Below are 18815 nucleotides of genomic sequence, written 5' to 3' on the forward strand. Positions count from 1 at the left end.
GCTTTTTTGTTGTGATTGAAGAAATAGCCTTTAGCACTACACTTGAAAGTACTATAACGACGAGCATGTTTTAGTATCGCGTTTTCATCGCAATTTCATTCGTCGATTAAGGAGAGGTAACAAATGAAAAAACTTATTGGGCCTGCTGTTTTATTGTTATCGCTGATGTGGGGTGGGGGCTGCAGCACCACTAGCATGGCTCAGACTGATAACTGTATCGAGCAAATCGAGAAAGATGAAACAAACAGTGCAGAAGTGGCAAATACGCGATTGCAACATTGTCTTGATAAATCCTACCAAGTACGACGCGCCGAGCGCTCTACCGCAGGGGCACTGTTTGGAGACCTTATGGTGGCGATATTACAAAGAGCGTTTTCTAACTAGTTATTTTTAAACTGACCGTACCTTTCTTCTAGTCGTCATTACAAAGTCTAATGTGTAAATATTAACCAGTGGCTTATACTATCTTTGGTTATTTACATGTTGTTGGATTACCAGTGTCGACATCAAAAACAAATTCCCAGAGCATCATAGATGATGTCGCACAAGACTTACGGCATGCTGGGTTTCGAATTTTACTCGTATTCTCGTTACTTATTGCGTTGGCGGTAATCTTGGGGCCACCGGAAAACGTATTGGTCGCCTCTATTAATGTCTTTATCTGGATTGGCACAGCATTGCTGGGATTGCGATTTCCGTCTTACGGTGAGGCTATCGCCAAATTGTGGACGTTAATCGTTATTCCCGTAGGCGCCTATCTCATTATCCAAAATGGTTTGCTTCCTGCGGCTCTCATACCAATGGTGGCTATATTTCCTATACTACTTCTAAGAGGTACATGGCGCATTGGATCAGGTATCTTTATTGTTTCGTGCTCGTTTTTAGTGCCCCTTTTTCATACCGAATATAACGATGCATTGTGGTTACGCATGTGCATAACGAATTTTATTGTTTCGTTGCTGATTTACACGTTGTCGAGTCGTTTGGAAAAGGCCTTGATAGAAAGCAAATTAAAGAGCACTGCACTTGATGAGGCACTTGTTAAAGAAAGAGCGGCTTTAGCTACACAGGCACGGTTTTTAGCTACCATGTCTCATGAAATTCGCACGCCATTAAATGGAATACTTGGTCTTACTGATGTAGTGCTATCTAGAGAGATCAATGAAAATGCCCGCTCACATCTAGAGAAGATTCAGCGCTCAGGAGTTTCGTTAAACCGTATATTAAATGATGTATTAGACGTCTCTAAACTTAAAGCGGGCAAACTATCATTAGAAGCCGTTGCGATTGACTTAAAAGCTGTCGCTAGCGACAGCGTTGCCTTCTTCAGCCAATTAGCTCAAAAGAAAGGTATTGTATTGAACCTTGAAATAGACGAGCGGTTAAATGCAGACGTGATAGGTGACGCCACAAGGCTATCTCAAGTACTCAATAATTTGATTAGCAACGCGATAAAATTCACACATGTTGGAAGTGTGACACTAAGGATTATGCAAGGAGAAACTTCGGGCAGCCATCAGCTTGTTAAGTTCAGTGTAATAGATACAGGTGACGGAATTGATATTAGCGACCAAGAGCGGGTGTTCGATGCCTTTACACAGGCCAATAGTAGCATTCAACGCGAGTTTGGGGGAACGGGGTTAGGTTTGCAGATAGTAAAAAGTTTAGTGGAAGCGATGGGCGGTACAGTAAACTTACGTAGTGAACTCAAGCAGGGAAGCGAGTTTTCATTTGAACTACCTTTTTCTTTGCCAATGAATACGCCTGCTAAATCAGTCGAAACGCCAACAGGCGACATTACCCCTTCTGCCTTTTATGGTTCGATACTCATTGCTGATGACAACGAAATAAATCAAGTCGTAGCCAAGGCGTTGCTCGAAGATATAGGTTTTGACGTTGCTCAGGCCAATAACGGCCGAGAAGCGGTAGATATGGCGCTTCATCATCAATTCGATCTAATTCTGATGGATTTAAATATGCCCCAAATGAATGGCGATGAGGCGGCCAACATCCTGCGAAACCACTCAATTTCTACACCAATTATTGCCTTTACTGCTGCGGTGGTAAAAGATGAGTTGGAAAAGGCGTTAGCGGCGGGGATGAATGACTACCTCACTAAACCCATCGATAAAGATGCCTTACATTTAATTTTAGCGAAGTATCTGAACTCAAAAACATTTTCTACAAATACTGATGTTGAAAAGGCATTCAATACCGCGTAGGTTAGCGTATATTGCCATGTTATCTTCACTGATAACGCGTCTACTATTTTTCACCTAATATATAATGCTGACCTTAAAAAGCGAATAAAGGTTCGTATATCGTAGGTGTACGTTAAAAGGATTTAAATTTGAAATCTCTTCTAAGCCTTACCCTCGTTGTTGTGCTGTCATTTTTAAGCACCGGTGGTGCTTTCTCACAAGAAATTAGTGCCGCAGAACGCTACCAGTACGTAACGGAGCAGCTTCATTCAAAGGTGTTGAATGAGTCGCGAAGCGTTGTAGTTCAACTCCCCAAAAGTTACCACGATAGCCAAGATAAGAAATATCCTGTCATATACAGATTAGATGGCGCAGGTAATTTGACAACTATGAATGCAGTGCTTGAGTCTCTTCAGTCTCAAAATGCTGCCCCTGAAGTTATAGTGGTCGCCATTGAAAATACCGACCGATTACGTGACTTTTATCCAACGGTCAATCAAGACCCAAACGGCCCTGTTGGTTATGGCGGGGGCGGTGCTAAATTTCTTTCATTTATCACCGAAGAGTTGATGCCATTAGTTGAAAATAAGTATCGCGTTCATGATTTTAGGGTAATTGAAGGCGCATCTGCTGGAGGGGTTTTTGCGCTTTATGCCTTAAGAGAAAAACCACACTTGTTTAAGGCTGCATTGGCTTACAGTGCAGCAGTATGGTGGGCCAACGGTGCATCGGCTAAAAATATGGTGGCGTTTCTTAAATCGCAACCACAGTTAGATCATTATATTTACACGTCTATCGGTAATGAAGGTGCACCAATGCGCCCCTATTACGACGACATGATTGCAGGCATAAAAGCAAATCAGCCTCAAGGTATGAGGTGGGTAAATGAAACCTACCCAGGGGTATCACATAACTTGATTACCGCAGCATCCACGTTTAGTGCGTATCATCAATTGTTTTTATCCGCGTATCTTCGTGCCCACCAATACGATGGCAATATTTCGAGTATTTCAGACTATTACACGAGAGTATCTGCTCAGCGCGGTGAGAATCTTACGGCGCCTGAATGGGTTATAAGAGAGCTTGGTTATTATTACGTAGGCATGCAAAATTACGAGAAAGCGATAGCCCTGTTTGAGTACGATATCGCGCAATACCCAAATACACCCGATGCCTATAATGGTTTGGCCTATGGCTTTGAGCAAATGGGGGAGTATCGCAAAGCGCTGACTAACGTAAATAAAGCGCTTAAACTGGCAGATGAAAGTCATGATGGCTATCAGGTTTATCTAAATCGACAAAAACGTCTTCTTGCTCAACTCCAATAACAGCGGATGTTAATTCGTTTTCTTATACCAAATTGAATTCCGATTGTGTGAGTAGTAATACATGATGACTTGTGCCGGTAGTGTTAGAAGTAGCGCGCCCCAGGTGAGCATTACCGGCCCCTGAAAGAGGCTAACTGCGTTTATTGATAAATAGGCAGTAAACGCAACGGCTAAGCAATCAACGACAACGAGAGTAAATAGTAATACACGCCAAAAATAACGCTTCAGAATAGGGGCGCGCAATGAATAACTGACAACGCATACAGACATTAGACATGCGAAAGCAAGTGGCCCATATTGACTGATAATTCCGCCCTCATCATTGGTTGCCTTTTGCACCATCCTTGCAACACCTACTCCTAGAAGTACAACTGCATAAATTGCATAGTGAAATCTAATTCGTACGTCATTACCTGCCATTGTTATCTCAAATTCGTTTATTACCTTTGGGAAATTTATTGTGACTTGTAAAGAGTGAAGCGAGAGTGAATTTATTCAACGACTGCAATGGTTGGTATTTAACAAGTAATCATTTAAAAAAACGTTGTGTCTACTTGATGAACAAGTTGCGTTCAACTATTGTTGAATTACACGGTTTGCTCACAGACGATTTATTGTCTCTGCAAACCTTCAATAACGTCAACGTACATAAGGAAATGCTATGACTCGTGTTTTACTTGCCTCTTCTTTTTTAGCAGTGGCGGCGGCTTCTGCCGTAGCCAGCCCAGCGACAGCGGCCAATGCAACCTATATTCTTCAGGTATCAAGCAACTTAGGGTGCGAAAGCTTGAATGTTGAACTCCTGCCATCTTCAGGCGAGAGTGTATCCCACCTAACATTTTCTGATGGTGCATTTGCCGCTGTCGATGTACAGCCCGGAATTTATACTTTTGGCAAAGTAACCTGTTCAAAAGACGGTGAAACCAGTGTTTTGAATGTCCTTGAAGGCCAGCTTTCTCCATTAAATTTAACCGAAGAGAAGATTTACTTTGGTGGAAAACTCGTCTTTAAGCAAAGCTCAGCATTAGCATTCAACGACGCACCCGATGTTTTAGATAATTGCCCTCGCCAGATTAGTCGGGTTCGAGGTGCGCCGAATAATTCTTGTCGCGACGGAAACGGCGTTGATACAGGCCCGAAAAAAATTAAAAAGGTAGATGTTTTTGCTCCAACTATTCACGAGCAAGAAATTACTAGAGTTAGAAACTCACTTCAAAGAGCAGAGTCCGAGGTAGCATATTTGCCACTTCGGTAGTGATATTTTGCTGGAATTTAGTTAAACGACGTTGCTGTTTATCCAACAATTAATACCTGTTGGTGAGAGCAAGGTATACATCGTAGCCCAAGCAGGTTCATTGAATCGACTTAATGGATTTGCTTGGTCAGCTAATTTTCAGAAAATATCATTTATCGTAGTTCATATTTATTTTCTTAGTGAAAGCAAACATTAACTCTTGCTATCCCAATGCTATGGCGGAATTTTACTTGCCAATTTCAATAGCAGCCCACAGTTAGCACTATTTGTGTACTTTGGGTTTCTTAAAACCATGCCAAAGACCAGTTTTAACCTATTCGCTGCACTGTACACTTGACCCTGACATAACGCGTTATATCAAGGGAGACAAGTGATGAACAGGGTCGGGTACTCAGCGTATGTTTTTTCAATGCTCGTAGCTTCACCGTTACATGCTGCAGCAGACATAACGCCACTTCAACTAGCAACACCTTACGATATTGAACAGGACACTATCACAATAGAAAATTACTGGGTTAGTGAAAAGCTTGATGGTATCCGCGCAAGGTGGACGGGAAGTCAACTGTTGACCCGCAGTGGAACACTTATCCATACACCGCATTGGTTTACAAAGGATTGGCCAAATGTAGCATTAGATGGCGAATTGTGGATTGAGCGAGGGCAGTTTGAAAAGACTGCTTCTGTGGTACTTAGCTATACACCGGATACCCGCTGGCACCATGTTGCTTTTATGGCTTTTGACCTTCCCCAATCTGATCTTCCTTTTGAAGCTCGCTTAAAGGTGCTGCGCCGCCTTATAGGCGACGCGAAAAATGTCTCATTGACTTTGGTTGAACAGTACAACTTAACGTCACTGCATGAGCTAGAAAAAACGCTAGATAAAGTGCTGGCTCACAGTGGTGAAGGGTTAATGCTTCATCACAAAAACGCGCTCTATTTAAACGGTAGAAGTGAATACCTTTTAAAACTCAAAAAGTTTGATGATGACGAGGCTAAAGTGATTAGCCATGTGAAAGGCAAAGGGAAATATACTGATGTACTAGGCGCCTTATTGGTGCAAACCAGAGAAGGCGTTATCTTTAAATTAGGTAGCGGCTTTAGTGACAAAGAAAGAGAAAACCCTCCGCCAGTCAATAGTTGGGTAACGTTTAAGTACGCAGGTAAAACCCGTAATGGCAAACCCCGCTTTGCAAGTTTCCTTCGGCAAAGGCCAAATGCAGACATATCTCACTAACTTCGACAAAATGCCTAGCTTTAACCAAGCAGAAGAAGAGGCCAAGGTACGTATTATCCCAACATTGAATGTTGCATAAAATAGTGTATAAACTACAAAGCCGGTGGCCCTATAGGCGACCGGCTTTTTTATGGCGAAAAGGAATGTCTAATGGGAAAATCTTTCTTTATTGTTGCCGCACTTGTATTAACCTTAGGGTGTGCTCAAGCGCAAGTTGACGCAGAATCAACAGTGGTATTTGACGAGGCAACACTCACAGTCGGTGAGGAAACCTTGAATGTTGAATACGCCAAAACGTTCGAGCAGCGAGCGCGCGGTTTGATGTTTCGCAAGTCGCTTTGTGAAGACTGTGGCATGTTTTTCAAGTTCGAATCACCACGGTTTGCGGGAATGTGGATGAAGAACACCTTCATTCCTCTAGACGTAGCATTTATCGACAGAAATGGCGTAATCACGGATATAAAACCTCTCACTCCACATAGCTTGGAGTCGGTCGGATCATCGAAAGAGGTACTTTACGCATTGGAAATGAACCAAGGGTGGTTTGCCGAGAATGAGATTAAAGTCGGCGACCAAATAACGATTGACTAATTGCGAGTAAACGCGCGATTGTGCTGGCTTAAAGCTAGCTTATTCTGGAGTTAAATATAGTGACAAATGCCTTATCGATAGCTAAGTTCGGTGGAACTAGCGTTGCGAATTATGAAGTAATGCAAAATTGTGCCCGAATTGTTGCCGGTAATGATAAAACGCGAATTGTAGTGGTAAGTGCCGCAGCAGGTGTAACCAACCACCTCGTCAGTCTTGCGCATACACCAATGACGCAACAACAAATTGAGGAAACGTGCCAAGCAATCATCGATATTGAGTTAGCTATCCTCAATAAATTGAGTGACAAAGAGAGCATTGAGCCTAAGCTCAATGACTTGCTTGATGAAATGCGTAGCCTCGCGTTTCACGAAGAAATCTTACATCGTGATGACTTAAAAGATCAGCTATTGTCGATGGGCGAGAGAATGTCGTCGCTAATGTTTTCATCGGTACTTGCCGAAGAGGGCGTCAAAACTATGAATTTTGACGTGCGTAAAGTACTGCGCACTGACAGTGAATTTGGCGAAGGCGCCCCACAAATTGAAGAAATTGAAAAGCTTGCTAAACAGCTGCTTGCACCTGAATTAGAAAGTGCCATTGTAGTTACACAAGGATTTGTTGGCGCTGATGAAGAAGGCAGAACAACCACATTAGGGCGCGGTGGTTCAGACTTTACCGCGGCACTGTTGGCTGAAGCACTTGATGCTGAGTCTTGTGAAATTTGGACAGACGTAATAGGTGTGTATACCACCGATCCGAGAATTACCTCTGCTGCACGTCCATTACCTGAGTTAAGCTTTGAAGAAGCCGCAGAAATGGCTACGTTTGGTGCAAAAGTACTACACCCCGCTACTATGGAGCCTGCGCTTCGCAAAGATATTAAAGTTTTTGTTGGTTCGAGCAAAGAGCCTGAAAAGGGCGGCACATGGATTGTTCGCGACTGTGAGCATGAACCCGCTTATCGCGCAATCACCCGTCGCAAAGAGCAGGTAATGGTGACGGTGAAAACGCCAAAAATGATGTATGCACAGGGTTTCTTGCAGCAGGTGTTTGCGATTATCGCAAAGCACAAATTGAGCGTAGACTTGGTAACCACTTCTGAAATATCGGTGTCGTTCACGCTAGATAACCCGGCTAATTCAGTTGCACAGCGGTTGAATAAAGAGACTATCGCAGAGCTTGAAACAATATGTGATGTGAAAGTTGAAAAGGGGTATGACTTAGTTACTGTCGTAGGTAATAACATGCAAACGGCTGCTGGTGTATCGAGTAAAATCTTATCTGCGGTGTCTGATTTCAATTTGCGTATGATTTGCTTTGGCGCAAACCCGCATAACCTGTCATTTCTGGTTAACGAAACAGATAGTGAAGACGTTGTAAGAAAGTTGCATAAAGCGCTTTTTGAATAGACCTACTCTATTGTTTTATCGAAAACGGCCAACTAATGTTGGCCGTTTTTTTTATGCTTTGTAGCGTGCTCTGGTGTGCTAGGCACTGCACACCGTGTTTCTCCCCTTGGCTTTTGCTTGATAGAGTGCGCGGTCAGCATCGGCAAATAGTTCACTCTCGTTTAGTTGCTCGCCTGGGGCTTTAGCGGCAACGCCTACTGAGATAGTAATATAGTCAGAAATAGGGGACTTATCATGCGCATAATTTATATTCTCTACGTGTTTGCGAATATTTTCAGCGACGGTTTTGGCATCTTTTAAGTTGGTGTTTTGCAATATGACGGTGAACTCTTCTCCACCAAACCTAAACGCATGGTCGGTAGCCTCATGAAGTGACTGTTTAATACTTGAAGCAACTAGCTTCAGTGCTTCGTCTCCTTTTGCATGTCCGTAATAATCGTTGAACAGTTTAAAGTAGTCGATATCAATCACTAAAAGGCTAAGGGCGTTGTTCGTTGTGCTTGAACTATCTGCCAGTGTGGCTAGCCACTCGTCAAAGTAGCGCCTATTAGAAAGTCCTGTTAGTGCATCTGTACGGCTTAACCCTTCGAGTATTTGATTTTTTTCATAAACCGCGTTTTGTTGTTTTTCAATAAGTGAAAGTAGGTTATTCAATCGTGTGCCAAGTTGATGTACTTCGTTGTCACCATCTGGCTTACAGCGAAGCGAGAAGTCTTGCTCGTCTTGGGCACGCTGAACCAGACTCAGCAATTCATAGACGGGGTTGATGAGTTTTCTATTGATAAAGCCGTAGAACACAATCAAAGACAGCACCGACACAAGTGCTCCTCCTAATAGGCTTCCATCTACAATTACGTGTTTATCCGGCCCTTTGGGACGGGCAATTGATATAGCGAATAGTGTTTGCCCTTGTTGTGATTCGAAACGCACGTATAGACGAGGCAGTGTTGCCGAACTAGTTGGTGTTGAAACACCATCTAGATTTAGCGCATCGAAGGAAGTGCTTTGCGAAATAGCCTGCGGTGTTAGTGAATCAATAGCATGAAAGGTTATGTCACCAGTAATATTAGGCGTGATCTTTTCAATGAAACTTTGATCAATTCGTTGTAAAACAACAGCGGTTCCATTGGAGTCACCCTGTTCATCGGAAGGAAGTATTTTACTTGCGATAAGTGCCACAGGGGTGTCTCTAAACATTGAAAACACAGTATGAACCGTGCTTGGTTGTTCAACAGCGTCAAAAATACCGCTTGTCGTGACGGCCTGACTAATCTCATCAAGAGTAAGAGTGGTTTGGAACACCTCAGCTGCAACGACATTATTTTGCTTGTCAAAGAAAAGCCACCCATCAATGCCCAACGTGGTATAACTGGCGGGTATAAAGTAGGTTTTCGCTAACCAATCTATATCTTTCGTCGTGATAGCGTTATAAGTCGTGTCCCACACGGCATTGTCGTACACCAAGTTTTCAAGTGCACTAAGTTCTTGCTCAACTTCTGATGCAACCCGCTGTAGCTCATAAAAGTCGTGTTTCTCAGAAAGGGCTTTTAACTGTGGGTAAGTCACAAATGCGCGTATACACAATTGCACGGCAACAAAGGTAGTGATCACAATGACTACCCCAAAAACTAATTGAGAACGAAGCGACCGAGTACTCAAAATATCCCCCTCAGCAAACACTTCTTACAGTATAGCCAACCTATTAGGTTTCGCCGGGGAACAAAAAAGGGCTCCTTGCGGAGCCCTTTCATTACGTATTTTTTATCGAGTTTACGGGTGTTTACACCTTAAACTGACGAATTGATTGTTGCAGTTCTTCCGCTAATCTTGCCACTTCGTGGCTAGACTCAGACGTTTGTTGTGCACCTGCGGTAGTCTCTTCTGCAATGCCTACAATAGTTTCAAGTTTCTCACTGATTTCTTGCGATACCGTATTTTGTTCACGGGCCGATTGCTCAATTTGAGAACTTACATCGTGCGCTTTATGCACCGCATCAGAAATAATGTCCAGCGCCTGTGTTGCACGTTCAGTTTGCGCCACACAGGCTGCGGTTTGCTCTTTACCTTGGTTCATAACCGCAACAGCGCGTTCAGCACCAGCTTGTAGAACCTCAATCATCGCGTTGATTTCTTGGGTAGATTCTTGAGTACGACTTGCAAGGGTTCTTACCTCGTCAGCTACAACCGCAAAACCACGACCTTGCTCACCAGCACGCGCCGCCTCAATTGCTGCGTTAAGTGCAAGTAAGTTAGTTTGGTCTGCAACACCGCGAATAACATCAAGAATGCCGCCTATACTTGCGCTATCTTGATGAAGTTTATTAATAACGTCTGCTGCGTCTTGAACGTCTTTAGCCAAAATTTCGATAGTATTTTTGTTTTCTATTGAAATTTGTCTGACATTTTCTGCTTCGGCATCCGCATGACGGATTTGGCTAAGCGTATCTTCTGCATTCTGCACCACAAGTTGTGACGTGGAGTGCATTTCTGTTGTTGCTGTGGCTACTTGTCCAATTTGCGACTTTTGGTCTTGGATTGAATGCGTAGTTTGCGCGGTCACTGCTGAGGTTTGCTCTGATGCGGCAGCAAGTTGCTCTGCACGCACGTTAATAGCAGTGATCAACTCTTTCAAGTTACCAATTAGCTTATTACAGTTTCTGGCCAGCAGTCCAAACTCGTCTTGTGCTGAATCATCAAGGCGATGTGTTAAATCACCAGACGATGCTACTGTCAGTAACTCATTAACGCGATAAAGCGGGCGAGTAATCGCGCGTACTGTCACAAACCCAATAAACGCAGCAATAGCAATTGAGAAAAGTACCACTAGCACAACAATGGTGTTACCTGTCGTGATAGTGCCGTTTACCTGTTCTTCTATATCGCTGGCCTTTCTGTCGGCTTCTGTTAACAGTTTTTCTAGCTCAATAATGCCCTGAGCGATATTCGCATCAGATGCGTTAAGCGCTTTTTCTGCATCATTTCGGCGCTCTAGGCGGTCTACATGCAGCTGAACTACGCCATCACTGGCTTTAATAGCATTTACCGCACCGTTAACTAAATCGTTAATTTCATCTAGCGTTCCTGAGTCATCGCGGCCACCAGCGGTTTCAACCATTTCGCTTAGCTGGGTAACCACTTTTTCAACAACAAGGTCAACTTCATTACCCAAGGTTTGAGAACGCACTAGCGTTTGCGTTTTCACGTATTCGTTAGACACGGTAAGTAGGGATAACAGTGAAGACTCTAATTGACTGCCTACTTCGGCTGCTCTACGTAGACTTGCATTGCTTTGAACTGCATCTAAGTCTGAAAAATCAAGAAGATATGTTGAGGCGTCGTCGGCGTTATCTTCAGCGTCGCCTAAGCGGTCTTGAATAGTATTGCGAAGTCCCAAGTACTTTTCATGATTCTTATACATTTCTTCGACGTTTGCGGTATACGCATCGAAAGATTGTCGAACTGAATTCAGTGTACTCTTTAACTGTGGTTGGTCATCGACAGCAAGGGCAAGTTTCTTATACTCACTATCAAAGCTCTCTTTTGCGGCGTTAAACGAAGTGCGTTTTTTCTCAAGTCCATTGAGCTCTTCTTCAATATAACTCTCAAAAGTTAGGCGACCCATATTAAGAAAGCTGGCTTTCAACGCGTTACTACCTGCAACGGTTGGAAGGGCGACATCGTTGACCTCTTCGGTCGCAGAGCCTATTGAATTGAGGTTATAAAGCGAAACAACACTGATTACGATCAGAAGTGCGCTGATCGCTACAAATCCCCCGATTACGCGCGTGGCTACGGTTATTTTCATCGGAACTCCTGGATGAGTGCATTTTTGTTCTTATCACTAACGATATTACCCCTCAACCTTATTAAAATACACCCAAATCAACATGAATGTGATTGTACTTTAGGGTGAAGGTTTAATACATCATCGTTACTATCACAAATAATTGTATCGGCTTCAGAGACTTAATGTTTACTTTATTTATGCTATTTGCACATAAATAGTTACTGGTTGTACCAGTTTTGTTCAAGTTTTTACTATTTGTAAGGAAGTTTGCTCACTAAATGAAGTGTACGCTCATGCCGAAACACTAATTAGCTCATTCTTACCAAGCTCTAACATGGTCATGGATTGGCCCCATACATAACCGGTATCTAGGCCAATAAATTGCGGGTTATTGGTTTGTCCTGACAACGCGGCCCAATGCCCAAAAATGACCTTTTCATTGCTGCCCAAATGCGTATTTTCATGTTCGAACCATGGAAGTAAGGTGCTGCTTGTACTATGCATTATGGCACTGGGATGTGCTTTGTTATCGAAATCTAGCGTCGAATTTTTGTGAACGAAACGCATTCTTGTGCAGGCATTTACGATAAACCGCAGGCGTTCGCTACCTGCTAATTCCTCTGACCATTTATCAGGCTTGTTGCCATACATTTCTGTTAAAAAGGCAGCGTATTGCGGGCGTTTGAGTACATCACTCACTTCGTCACTTAACGCAAGCAGCTTGTGCGTTGACCACAGTGGATATAAGCCTGCATGAACGATTGCTGTGTTGTTTGCTACCTTTTGAGCAAGAGGAAAGTGACGTAACCAATCTACAAGTTCTGGCAAATCTGAGGCACTGAGTAGCGGTGCGAGCTTATCCGATTTTTTCGCTTTGCGTATGTTATTTACAACGGCAAGTAAATGGAGGTCATGATTCCCTAAAACACTGGAAAAGCTGTCGCCAAGAGATTTAAGAAAGCGTAATGTACTTAAAGAGTCTTCACCTCTAGCCACTAGATCGCCCACGGCGAAGAGTGAATCGGCATTGGGGTCAAAGCGCGCTTTATCCAGTACGCGACGCAGACCATCATAACAACCTTGAATATCACCAATGATGTACGTGTTGCCTTGCGACATGCGAAGCTACCTTAATGGAGAATACTGGGAATGGCTAAACGGAATACTGAAATTGGTACGCGGAAACGCTCGCCGTTTTCGCGTTCCATTTCATAGTAGCCTTCCATATTTCCAACGGGGGTGTCAATGACCGCGCCACTGGTATAATCAAAACTTTCACCTGCCTTTAATATCGGCTGTTTTCCAACAACACCGGCACCTTCCACTTCAGAGGTTTTACCGTTTGCGTCGGTTATACGCCAATAACGATTAATCAATTGAACCGTCTCGTTACTCTTATTCTCTATTGTGATGTGATAGGCAAACGCGTATTGCTTAGCGTCAGAAGGGAGGTGGTCAGGAAGGTGGCGAGTTTTCACTCGCACCTGAATATCGAGTTCTTCCATAGATGCCTTACTGCTCTTGTTGGCTCTCTTTGGCTGAAACTGCATTGGCAAGTGTGGCGAAATCGCCAAGAGACAGCACTTCTGCCCGACATGTTGGGTCGATACCTAATGCGCTTATTTCTTCTTCACTCAAGCAATCTTTCAAAGAGTTACGAATGGTTTTTCGGCGTTGGTTAAAGGCTTGTGCACAGACACGCTCAAGCGTATTTACCGAAACAACATCAACGGGCGGTGCACTGTGAGGAACTAATTTTACTACTGCTGAGTCAACCTTTGGCGCAGGCTTGAAAGCACCTGGCGGCACGTTAAGTACAGGAATGACATGACAGTAATATTGTGCCATAACCGATAAACGGCCATAGTTCTTTGAACCGGGTCCAGCGGCCAATCTATTCACCACTTCTTTTTGCAGCATAAAGTGCATGTCTTCAATACTGCTGGCGTGATCGAATAAATGAAACATTAAAGGCGTTGAGATGTTGTACGGCAAGTTACCAAATACGCGAAGCTTTTTGTCCTTAATCGGCATTTCTTTCAATAGGGCCGAAAAGTCCATTGTCATGGCATCTTGCTCAATAACGGTTAGCTTGTCACCATTGAAAGGGTGATGGCGCAACCGCTTAGCTAAGTCTCGGTCCAGCTCGATAACCGTTAAGGCGTCAACCTCTTCACATACCGGATCGGTTAGTGCACCAAGACCTGGGCCAATCTCGACTAAGTTTTGTTCGTTTTTGGGGCCAATTGCGGCAACAATTTTTCCAATCACATATTCATCGTGAAGAAAGTTTTGGCCAAATCGTTTTCTGGCCGTATGGCCTAAATGTGTTTTACTCATTGTTGATGTTGTGCAAGCTCAATGGCTTTTTCCAATGCTTTTCTAAAACTTCCAGCGTCAGCTTCTCCTGTACCTGCAAGGTCAAGGGCGGTGCCGTGATCTACTGAGGTACGAATGAAAGGCAAACCCAGAGTGATATTTACTGATGCGCCGAAGCCTTTGTATTTTAATACAGGTAAGCCTTGGTCGTGGTACATAGCCAGTACAACATCAGCATTTTCTAAATACTTCGGCTGAAAAATGGTATCGGCTGGCAAAGGCCCGGTAATATTCAAACCTTCAGCGCGTAACTCTTCCAGTGCTGGTATGATGGTATGAATTTCTTCCGTTCCAATATGCCCATCTTCACCAGCGTGAGGGTTTAGTCCACACACGTAAATGTGGGGCTCTTTAATACCGAATTTAAGTTTAAGATCGGTATTAATGATGTGAATCACTTTGTGTAATCTCTCACGAGTGATCGCTTTCGCCACGTACTCTAGCGGGATATGTGTTGTCGCAAGGGCAACGTTAAGTCCTTCCGTTGCTAGCAGCATAACCACATCGATAGTGTTTGATTGATAGGCGAAGAACTCGGTATGCCCGCTAAATGATACCCCAGCCTTGTTAATTATGCCCTTGTGTACAGGGCCTGTAACAACTGCGTCAAAGTCTCCATCCATATTGGCTTGGCAGGCTTGTCGTAATGTCTCGACAACGTAAAGTCCATTTTCGCTATCAAGTGTACCTGCGATAACGTCTACAGATTTATCTATCTGCTTAATAAACAACGAACCCGCAGCTTGTACTTGCGGGTTATTGGCGTCGTATTCAATAAGGGTTAGCGGTAAACCTAGCCGTTCGGCCCTTGCCCTGAGCATGTCACCGTCGGCAAACACGACAAGCTGTGCTTGCCATGTCTCTTGGGCCAGTTTAATGATTAAATCTGGCCCTATTCCAGCCGGCTCTCCCGGCGTAATTGCTATTTTAATTGGTGTACTCATGTATCACTTAATGTTTATGAATCTACAACTTCAACATACGCCGCATCACGCATTTCGCGAAGCCAGTTTTCGGTTTCTTCGGCAAATTTACGGTTGAAGATTAACTGAGATGCTTTTTCTTCTTTGCGCTTGTCTGTTGCATCATCAACTCGACGATCGATAAGTTGAATTAAGTGCCAGCCAAACGTTGAACGAACCGGATCGCTAAACTCACCTGGCTCAAGTTGTGCCAACGCTTCTTTAAATGCCGGCGTGTAGTTCTCTGGATCTGACCAGCCTAATTCACCACCGCGCAGTGCAGATCCAGGATCTTCAGAATATTCTTTTGCTAATTCAGCAAAGTCAGACTCACCACTCTCAACTTCTTCTCTAAAGCGAATTAGCATCGATTTGGCTTTGTCTTCACTAAGAATAATAGACGGTTTTACCAAGATATGGCGTGAGTTAACTTCTTCTACCGTAATTTTTTCAATACCACGGGTATCAAGTACTTTTAGAATGTGAAAGCCAGCGCCGCTTCGAATTGGCCCAACCAATACGTCTTTGTCTTTACCCTGAATTGCTTCTGCAAATAGGGTAGGCATAGCATTGATGTTCATCCATCCCATGTCACCACCTTCAAGTGCTTCGTTACCTGAAGAAGATGCAATGGCTATTTTAGCAAAGTCTGAACCAGACTCCAAAAGTGCAATAACTTTGTCAGCGCGTTCACGTGCCGCTTGAATGTCTTCGTCTGTTGGCTCCGTTGGAAATCCAATAAGGATGTGACCAAGACGATATTCCGCTTGCTCGGCACCTTGCTGTTCCATAAGTTCTATCAAGGTGTTTATTTCTTGAGGTGTGATATAAACACGGCGGCGCACATTAGCGCGACGAACTTCACCCATGATAATTTCTTCGCGGATATCTTCGCGATAATCTTCATAAGCAATGCCTTGAAGTGCTATTGATTCGCGAAGTTGCTCAATAGTCGCATTTTGACTCGCCGCGATATTCCCAATCGTTTGCTCTAATTGAGGGTCACTGATTTGAATACCCATGCGTTCAGCCATTTGAAGCTGAAGGCTTTTTGTAATGAGTCGTTCAATGGCCTGTGTGCGAAGTGCGCGATCAGAGGGGAGCTGCTGGCCATTCGCCTCGGCGTTTCTTTTTACTTCCTGCACAAGGGCTTCGATCTCGCTTTCAAGTACCACGCCTTGGTCAACAATTACCGCTACGCGGTCTAGCATAACTTCTTGCGCAATGCTGTTAAATGAGAGTAGGGCACCTAACATCAATGCTCGGATAATGAACTTCATACACACTCTTTTATTATTGGTTAATTACACTTGTGCACACTTGCGTATGCTCAACTGCGGGTTAATTTAAACTATAAGGCTGGCGATAGCCAAACATACCGTCTTTTAGCATGCTTCTACGGGTTCCTGAAGAACCTATACCTTTAAAGATAAACTGAAGCGACACACCAGAGTCAAAGTCGTCTGTGGTTTGCTCGCCACGGGCATTGAATCGATTATTCAAGCTTCTTTGAGCAACTAAGCGAATTGCCCAGCAGCACGATTCATATTGAATACCGGTATATGTTTCAACACTGCGATGGCGCTCTAAATCACGATAGGTTCTGCCTACCCACTGCCAGTTCTCAGAAATAGGCCAACTTGCAGAAATACCAATTTGATCAATGGTTTCGCCACTTAAGTCGCGTACATAACGGTGGCTGACTTGGATAAAGCGCGCGTCATCTTTTCTGTACTCTACCCCAAGACTGCTCAAGTCGACTTTGTCAGTATCTGTTGTTACCTGAACGTCAGTATGGAAGAACCAATTTTTATTAACGCGCCAATCAACTTCGGCAGCAAGTGCTGAACGGTCTTGATTTTTAGTGGCGGCCACAACTTTGTTATCTTCAAGATAGAATATCTGACCCACACTTAGGACAAATTGTTCCCGATTGTTTTTATCTAACATTCGCGTGGTCGCACCAAGGGTAATTTGATTGTTGTCGCTGATACGGTCAAGACCTGTAAATTCTTGTCCTCTAAAGAGCCCTTCTACGTCAGTAAGTAGCGGCGTAGAATCATAAAAGCCAATAGCAGTTTGGTCTTCATACGACGTATACAAATACTGTATTTTTGGCTCAAAGGTCATCGACATGTCGTCGCTAAACCACGATTTATCTCGTTCAAAATACAAGGCTCCGTACAGTCGGCCTTGGCCAAGTGTGCGCTCTACGTTTTCATCTAAGTCTGTGCCCTCTACGTTATCTTGGCGGTATACCGTCTGAAATAACGTAGTTTCAGCAGTAAACTCTCCCCATGCAGAACGCAGTGGCATTGCAAGTGTTGGCGCTATATGAAAGCGGGTTGCAGTAGGTGCGGTATCTAACGTATTGTCAAAATGAGCAACTTCTGAGTCCAGATTAAACTCAAAAAAATCACCTAATGGCTTGTTATAATTAACTTTGATTTCTGGAACCGCGCGATAACTATCGGCAGTATTACCCAACACTTCAAAGTCTTTAATCTGCATATTCACCGACAGATTTTCTGAGTAATAGCTCATACCAATACTGCGGTACAGGTGGGTATCGGCACGGCTGTAGTAATCCGAACCTAAATCTAATAAGTAGTTGTTATCGCTTAACCCGTTAAAATCAACGTTTAGAAGCCAATTATCGCCAATTAACCCTTGGTGCTGTAAACGGTAAAAATAACGGTCTGGGTTGCCAGATATGTCTGAATCACTTGGTAAATATTCGACATACGCTTTACCTTGACTGTTTTCGGTTAAATAGCGAAATTCGGTATTTAACTGAATGCCGCGTAGTGTCATAACCCGCGGTGCTAATGTCATGTCGTAGTTGGGGGCGATATTCCAGTAGAACGGCTGTGTATAGTCTACGCCAGTTCTGCTAGAGCTAGTAAGCTCTGGAAATAGTAGGCCAGTTTGACGCTCATTACTTACTGGGAAGGCAAAATAGGGTAGATAGAAAACAGGCACGTCAGCAATATAGAAGCGGGTGTGTTTGGCTTGACCCCAAACGGTGCCTTTTTCTAGACTTATTTCGCTGGCGCGAATTAACCAGTCTTCATCGCCTTCAGGGCACGTAGTAAAGCTTACGTCTTTTAACACAATCCCAGTGTCGGTATCTAAAACAATGTCTTTTGCCGCGCCTTGACCCACAAAACCCGTCAATTGATATCGGGTATTCGTCATTTCTAAGCGCTCTTCAACAGAGCGAAGTGAAACGGAATCACTTTCTACTTTTAGTTGGGCATCTTGGTAGGTGACATCGCCTTTGGCAATCAGATCTTTTCCGTTGCCGTTAACTTGCGCTTGCGCGGCCTGAATTACCGCTGTGTCAGAGGTAATGTCAACATCGCCTGAAAACAACGCAACTTTGTCTTGTATAATTTCAGTGCGATTGGCTTCAACCTTAACATGCCCTTTAGGCATAAGTGCTTTGCTGCTAAAGGTAACAGGTTCAACAGAGCAGAACGCAAGTGGAGCTGCATTCGAATCTGAATTAGTACGAGAATCTGTTGTTTCCTGTGCAAACGCGACAGTAGGCAAAAATGTCGCACAAACAACGATGGCGCAGGTTTTTTTCATGCGTTAATGGGTGGCCTATTTGTTGTAAATTGCTTTTGTAACCCAGCTAAGACGACGCGCGTCTTGTATAGTTCA

General features: G+C 43.7%; 16 protein-coding genes. 7 read left to right on the plus strand and 9 right to left on the minus strand.

Annotated elements, in window-relative coordinates:
* The first annotated feature begins 123 nt into the window (after positions 1–123).
* The 3 genes from JN178_RS03265 to JN178_RS03275 all read left to right on the plus strand — a co-directional run bounded on the left by JN178_RS03265 (position 124) and on the right by JN178_RS03275 (position 3529).
* Positions 124–384, plus strand: coding sequence for a DNA ligase (locus JN178_RS03265; protein ID WP_202263592.1), 261 nt, complete (start codon positions 124–126; stop codon positions 382–384).
* A gap of 113 nt (positions 385–497) precedes the next feature.
* Entirely contained in the window at positions 498–2222 is a 1725-nt protein-coding gene (locus tag JN178_RS03270) for a response regulator (protein WP_202263594.1), read from the plus strand.
* Positions 2223–2350: 128 nt separating this feature from the next.
* Positions 2351–3529 (plus strand): alpha/beta hydrolase-fold protein, encoded by a 1179-nt coding sequence (locus JN178_RS03275; protein ID WP_202263597.1) that lies wholly within the window; start codon positions 2351–2353, stop codon positions 3527–3529.
* Positions 3530–3538: 9 nt separating this feature from the next.
* Here JN178_RS03275 and JN178_RS03280 read toward each other — a convergent pair whose 3' ends face one another.
* Positions 3539–3949: a hypothetical protein gene (locus JN178_RS03280; protein WP_202263600.1), complete on the minus strand. Its 411-nt coding sequence runs from the start codon at positions 3947–3949 to the stop codon at positions 3539–3541.
* A 241-nt stretch (positions 3950–4190) separates the two neighbouring features.
* Between JN178_RS03280 and JN178_RS03285 the strand changes: the two genes are divergently transcribed.
* The 4 genes from JN178_RS03285 (at position 4191) to lysC (ending at position 8018) form a co-directional block, all read left to right on the plus strand.
* On the plus strand, positions 4191–4784 hold the full coding sequence (locus tag JN178_RS03285; RefSeq protein WP_202263602.1) for a hypothetical protein: 594 nt from the start codon (positions 4191–4193) through the stop codon (positions 4782–4784).
* Positions 4785–5157: 373 nt separating this feature from the next.
* Positions 5158–6018 carry a DNA ligase gene (locus tag JN178_RS03290; protein WP_202263604.1) on the plus strand — a complete coding sequence of 287 codons (861 nt, stop codon included), beginning with the start codon at positions 5158–5160 and terminating at the stop codon, positions 6016–6018.
* Positions 6019–6168: 150 nt separating this feature from the next.
* Positions 6169–6609: a DUF192 domain-containing protein gene (locus tag JN178_RS03295; RefSeq protein ID WP_202263606.1), complete on the plus strand. Its 441-nt coding sequence runs from the start codon at positions 6169–6171 to the stop codon at positions 6607–6609.
* Positions 6610–6668: 59 nt separating this feature from the next.
* Complete coding sequence (gene lysC / locus JN178_RS03300; RefSeq protein WP_202263608.1) at positions 6669–8018, plus strand: lysine-sensitive aspartokinase 3; 1350 nt, start codon at positions 6669–6671, stop codon at positions 8016–8018.
* Positions 8019–8096: 78 nt separating this feature from the next.
* Here lysC and JN178_RS03305 read toward each other — a convergent pair whose 3' ends face one another.
* The 8 genes from JN178_RS03305 to JN178_RS03340 form a co-directional block, all read right to left on the minus strand.
* On the minus strand, positions 8097–9629 hold the full coding sequence (locus JN178_RS03305) for a diguanylate cyclase (RefSeq protein WP_202263610.1): 1533 nt from the start codon (positions 9627–9629) through the stop codon (positions 8097–8099).
* A gap of 169 nt (positions 9630–9798) precedes the next feature.
* Positions 9799–11823 carry a HAMP domain-containing methyl-accepting chemotaxis protein gene (locus tag JN178_RS03310; RefSeq protein ID WP_202263612.1) on the minus strand — a complete coding sequence of 675 codons (2025 nt, stop codon included), beginning with the start codon at positions 11821–11823 and terminating at the stop codon, positions 9799–9801.
* A 273-nt stretch (positions 11824–12096) separates the two neighbouring features.
* Positions 12097–12924 (minus strand): symmetrical bis(5'-nucleosyl)-tetraphosphatase, encoded by an 828-nt coding sequence (locus tag JN178_RS03315; protein ID WP_202263614.1) that lies wholly within the window; start codon positions 12922–12924, stop codon positions 12097–12099.
* 11 nt (positions 12925–12935) lie between these two features.
* Complete coding sequence (apaG, locus tag JN178_RS03320) at positions 12936–13310, minus strand: Co2+/Mg2+ efflux protein ApaG (RefSeq protein ID WP_202263617.1); 375 nt, start codon at positions 13308–13310, stop codon at positions 12936–12938.
* Between the two features lie 7 nt (positions 13311–13317).
* Positions 13318–14145, minus strand: coding sequence for a 16S rRNA (adenine(1518)-N(6)/adenine(1519)-N(6))-dimethyltransferase RsmA (rsmA, locus tag JN178_RS03325; RefSeq protein WP_159623968.1), 828 nt, complete (start codon positions 14143–14145; stop codon positions 13318–13320).
* Positions 14142–15128, minus strand: coding sequence for a 4-hydroxythreonine-4-phosphate dehydrogenase PdxA (pdxA, locus tag JN178_RS03330; protein ID WP_202263619.1), 987 nt, complete (start codon positions 15126–15128; stop codon positions 14142–14144). Before pdxA ends, rsmA begins: the two co-directional genes overlap by 4 nt.
* A gap of 14 nt (positions 15129–15142) precedes the next feature.
* The gene (surA, locus tag JN178_RS03335; RefSeq protein WP_159623966.1) at positions 15143–16426 is read right to left on the minus strand and encodes a peptidylprolyl isomerase SurA; all 1284 of its coding nucleotides are present in this window, start codon (positions 16424–16426) and stop codon (positions 15143–15145) included.
* A 61-nt stretch (positions 16427–16487) separates the two neighbouring features.
* Positions 16488–18740 (minus strand): LPS-assembly protein LptD, encoded by a 2253-nt coding sequence (locus JN178_RS03340; RefSeq protein WP_202263628.1) that lies wholly within the window; start codon positions 18738–18740, stop codon positions 16488–16490.
* Positions 18741–18815 lie beyond the last annotated feature (75 nt).

The organism is Alteromonas sp. KC3, assembly GCF_016756315.1.
Lineage (GTDB): Bacteria > Pseudomonadota > Gammaproteobacteria > Enterobacterales > Alteromonadaceae > Alteromonas.

What these genes read in the sequence shown, in the direction of transcription:
- JN178_RS03265 (WP_202263592.1), top strand. Translation starts at nt 124, where the DNA reads ATGAAAAAACTTATTGGGCCTGCTGTTTTATTGTTATCGCTGATGTGG.
- JN178_RS03280 (WP_202263600.1), bottom strand. Translation starts at nt 3,949, where the DNA reads ATGGCAGGTAATGACGTACGAATTAGATTTCACTATGCAATTTATGCA.
- JN178_RS03285 (WP_202263602.1), top strand. Translation starts at nt 4,191, where the DNA reads ATGACTCGTGTTTTACTTGCCTCTTCTTTTTTAGCAGTGGCGGCGGCT.
- JN178_RS03290 (WP_202263604.1), top strand. Translation starts at nt 5,158, where the DNA reads ATGAACAGGGTCGGGTACTCAGCGTATGTTTTTTCAATGCTCGTAGCT.
- JN178_RS03295 (WP_202263606.1), top strand. Translation starts at nt 6,169, where the DNA reads ATGGGAAAATCTTTCTTTATTGTTGCCGCACTTGTATTAACCTTAGGG.
- JN178_RS03310 (WP_202263612.1), bottom strand. Translation starts at nt 11,823, where the DNA reads ATGAAAATAACCGTAGCCACGCGCGTAATCGGGGGATTTGTAGCGATC.
- JN178_RS03315 (WP_202263614.1), bottom strand. Translation starts at nt 12,924, where the DNA reads ATGTCGCAAGGCAACACGTACATCATTGGTGATATTCAAGGTTGTTAT.
- apaG (WP_202263617.1), bottom strand. Translation starts at nt 13,310, where the DNA reads ATGGAAGAACTCGATATTCAGGTGCGAGTGAAAACTCGCCACCTTCCT.
- rsmA (WP_159623968.1), bottom strand. Translation starts at nt 14,145, where the DNA reads ATGAGTAAAACACATTTAGGCCATACGGCCAGAAAACGATTTGGCCAA.
- pdxA (WP_202263619.1), bottom strand. Translation starts at nt 15,128, where the DNA reads ATGAGTACACCAATTAAAATAGCAATTACGCCGGGAGAGCCGGCTGGA.
- surA (WP_159623966.1), bottom strand. Translation starts at nt 16,426, where the DNA reads ATGAAGTTCATTATCCGAGCATTGATGTTAGGTGCCCTACTCTCATTT.
- JN178_RS03340 (WP_202263628.1), bottom strand. Translation starts at nt 18,740, where the DNA reads ATGAAAAAAACCTGCGCCATCGTTGTTTGTGCGACATTTTTGCCTACT.